Genomic DNA, 3,391 nt, shown 5'->3' with positions numbered 1-3,391 from the left:
GGCCGGCGCTTCGGAGCGCGGCCGCGATTTCGCCGCGCGCTGGGCCGAGGCGATCTTCGCCGCGCAGAACAGACAAGCGGCCATGACCGAGTTCTACGGCGACGTGAAGGGTCGCATGGCGGCGCGCGGCAGGGCGCCCGGGGAATGCCTCATCCTGCAGGGCCTGACCGTCGTGCTCGGGGAGACCGAGGCGATCGCGCGGGAGAAGGCCGATCATCTCGATTCCCTGATCGATCCCGAATTGGCGCTCGCGGCAAGCTCCAGCGGATTGGCCGTCGACCTCGCCAGGGTCGGGCAGGAGGGCGTGGCCGAGGCGCGGGGCAACCAGGGTATGGACGGCATGCAGCAGCGGATTGAGCGGCAGATGCGGGATGAGGGCCTGACCTTCGACCAGGCGGTCCGCCGCGGCAGCCGCTTCACGCTCGTCGGCACGCCGACCATGATCGCCGACCGAATGCAGGCCCTGTTCGAGGCGAGGGCCTGCGACGGCTTCGTGGTCGCGCCGACCGTTTTCCCCGGCGTCTTCGAGGAGATCGCCGCTACCCTGGTGCCGGAGTTGCAGCAGCGTGGCGTGTTCCGCCGGGACTACACCGGCCGCACGCTCCGCGAGAACCTGCTCGGCACCCCGGGGTGACGCCGCGCGGCCGCTCCCCACCGCGCCGCGGCTATTCGCGCTCGATGCCCGCCAGCCGCACGACCTCGGCCCAGCGCGCGCGCTCGGCCGCCAGCAGGCGGTCCATCTCCTCCGGTAGCCCGCCGACCGGTTCAGCCCCCCAGGTCGCGAGGCGGTCGCGGATGTCACGGCGCAAGAGCAGGTGGTCGATCTCAGTGGCGATGCTGCGGCGGATCTCCATCGGCGTGCCGGCCGGCGCGGCATAGCCAAGCCAGGCCGCGGCCTCGTAGCCGGGAATGCCAGCTTCCTGCATGGTCGGCACATCCGGCAGCAGAGCGAAGCGGCGGGTGCCGCCCACCGCCAGCGGCCGCAGCGTCCCGGCGCGGAAATCTTCGAGGAAGGAGGGCGCCTGTTCGATGACGAGCTGGATACGGCCGGCCAGCAGGTCGGTGCGGGCGGGCGCGCCGCCACGATACTGCACCATCTCCATCTCGACGCCGCCTGCCAGCATGCGGAACATCTCGACCGTTAGCCGCGACGCCATGCCCGATGTGGCGAAGTTCACGTTGCCCCGGCGACTGCGGGCGAGGGTCAGGAATTCCTGCACCGTGGCAACACCGAGCGAGGCTGGCACCACCATCACGTAGGGGATCGTCGCCACCATCGAGACGCCGACGAGGTCGCGCTCCGGGCTATAGGGCAGCGCCTTGTAGACGAAAGGGTTCACCGCCATCGGGCCGGGACTACCGGCCAGCAGCATGTAACCGTCGGGCGGGGCCTTCGCCACAGCATCGGCGCCGAGGATACCGAAAGCCCCGGCGCGGTTCTCGACGGCGACTGGCTGACCGAGAGGGGCGGCCAGATTGTCGGCGATCAACCGCGCAATCAGGTCCGTGGCGCCGCCCGGCGCGAAAGGAACGACAACGCGCAGCGGGCGCAGCGGCCAAGCTTGCGCCCAGGCTTCGGTTGCGATCCGGCCCGGGCTGGCGGCGGCGAGCAGTGCGAGGGCCGCGCGGCGCGACGGCGACATCACCCTGCCACCACGGGGAAGAAGCGGTTGGCCGGCCGCGCTAGGCCCAGATTCTCCCGCAGCGTGCGGCCCTCGTACTCCCGGCGGAACAGGCCGCGGTGGCGAAGCTCCGGCACGACTAGGCGGATGAAGCGCTCGAGCCCGGTCGGCACGACGGGCGCGGCTATCATGAAGCCGTCGCAAGCCTGGGTCTTGAACCATTCCTCCATCTGATCGGCCACCTGCATGGCGCTGCCCTTGAACAGGTTACCCGCCATCTGCGGCAGAATACGCTTGTAGGTCTGCCGCACAGTGAGGTTCTCGGCCGCCGCCATGGCGATGATGGCGCGGCCGATGCCGGTGGGCCCGACATGTTCGGCCGCGAAGATCGGCATCGGCCCGTCGAGTGGATATTCGGCCATTCGCGCGCCGACCATCTTCGAGAGATAGTCGAGCCCGACCGCCGGCGAGACGAGGTCTTCCAGCTCCTGGAACAAGGCCTCGGCCTCGGCCTCGGTCTCGCCGGTGAAGATGGTCACGCCGCTCAGCACCTTCAGGCTGTCCGCGGTGCGGCCGTACCGCGGCAGGCGCGACTTCAGGTCGGCGTAGAGCCGGCGGGCATTGTCGATCGTGCCCTCGATGGCGAAGACGCAGTCGGCTGTCGCGGCCGACAGCTCCTTGCCGGTCTCGGACTGCCCGGCCGAGAAGATCACGGGGTGGCCTTGCGGCGGCCGCGGCGCGTTCAAGGGCCCGGCCACCTGGAAATGCTTGCCGCGGTGGTTCAGCGCATGCACGCGCGACGGATCGAGAAAGCGACCGCTTGCCTTGTCCTGCGGAAAGGCATCGTCGGCCCAGCTGTCCCACAGCCCCTTCACCACGCCGGCGAATTCCGCGGCGCGTTCGTAGCGGTCCTCGCGCGGGACATGGGCCTCGTGCGAGAAGTTCAACGCGTCGCCGGGATTGGAGGTGGTGACCAGGTTCCAGCCGGCCCGGCCTTTGCTCAGATGGTCGAGCGACGCGAAGCGGCGCGCCACGGCGAAGGGCTCGTCATAGGTCGTTGTCGTGGTGGCGACGAGGCCGATATGCTCGGTCACCATTGCTAGCGCCGAGAGCAGCGTCACCGGCTCGAAGACCCCTGGCCGGTCCGATGGGCTCGTGGCGGCGAAGAGGTCCGGCTTGTCGAGGTTGCGCACGCCATTGCCGTCGGCGAGGAAGAGCAGGTCGAACTTGCCGGCTTCGGCGATGCGGGCGAGGCGCACAGCATTCTCGAGATTGCTTGCCGGCCGCTCCCAGGCGTCGGGGTGGCGCCATTCGCCGACATGGGACCCTTGGGCATTGGCATTGGCGGCGAGGATCATCGGCATGCCGGCGGCTCTCCCGGGTGTGTCGGCCCATGCTCGCGCGACGGCGGATCGGGTGGCAACCATCGAAGTGCCTCTCCTCGCGGCTGGCCGAGCAGCAGCAACGATCGCTCTACGGCACCCTGCACGGCCAGCGGACCCGCCGATGCTGGCCGGCGTTGAAGAAGTGATTCGCCGCGAGGCGCGGCTAGGCTCCGCGGCCTGCGCCTCAACTGGCGCACCGAGCGCCGGTGATGACCTCCCCTCGAAATGTGAATCATCGCCCGAATTGATCGATTACTTGTCACTGTGACCCTGCTAGGGCCTGTCAGGCCTTAAGTTCTGTGTGTCTACTTGATCCAGTCTATCGTGGCGGCCATGCAGAGCACGCCCATGAAGGAACACGCGGTTTTCTCGTAGCGGGTGGCG

3 protein-coding genes are annotated in these 3,391 nt (G+C 69.2%); 1 reads left to right on the top strand and 2 read right to left on the bottom strand.

The genetic code is table 11. The features are described 5' to 3' along the window. Nucleotides 1-634: LLM class flavin-dependent oxidoreductase (locus E2C06_RS35890; RefSeq protein WP_133293310.1), on the top strand; the 634-nt coding region annotated here is incomplete at its 5' end. A 31-nt stretch (nucleotides 635-665) separates the two neighbouring features. On the opposite strand, the gene E2C06_RS35885 is transcribed toward E2C06_RS35890, so the two are convergent. Both E2C06_RS35885 and E2C06_RS35880 read right to left on the bottom strand, forming a co-directional pair. Further along, nucleotides 666-1,643, bottom strand: a complete 978-nt coding sequence (locus E2C06_RS35885; protein ID WP_133293309.1) for a Bug family tripartite tricarboxylate transporter substrate binding protein — start codon at nucleotides 1,641-1,643, stop codon at nucleotides 666-668. Continuing rightward, complete coding sequence (locus E2C06_RS35880; RefSeq protein ID WP_133293308.1) at nucleotides 1,643-2,986, bottom strand: LLM class flavin-dependent oxidoreductase; 1,344 nt, start codon at nucleotides 2,984-2,986, stop codon at nucleotides 1,643-1,645. Before E2C06_RS35880 ends, E2C06_RS35885 begins: the two co-directional genes overlap by 1 nt. Nucleotides 2,987-3,391: the final 405 nt, after the last annotated feature.

Source organism: Dankookia rubra, from assembly GCF_004355005.1.
Lineage (GTDB): Bacteria > Pseudomonadota > Alphaproteobacteria > Acetobacterales > Acetobacteraceae > Paracraurococcus > Paracraurococcus ruber_A.
Note: the sequence above shows the minus strand (reverse complement) of the source record. Positions and strands in the feature narration are given on the sequence as shown.

What these genes read in the sequence shown, in the direction of transcription:
- E2C06_RS35885 (WP_133293309.1), bottom strand. Translation starts at nt 1,643, where the DNA reads ATGTCGCCGTCGCGCCGCGCGGCCCTCGCACTGCTCGCCGCCGCCAGC.
- E2C06_RS35880 (WP_133293308.1), bottom strand. Translation starts at nt 2,986, where the DNA reads ATGCCGATGATCCTCGCCGCCAATGCCAATGCCCAAGGGTCCCATGTC.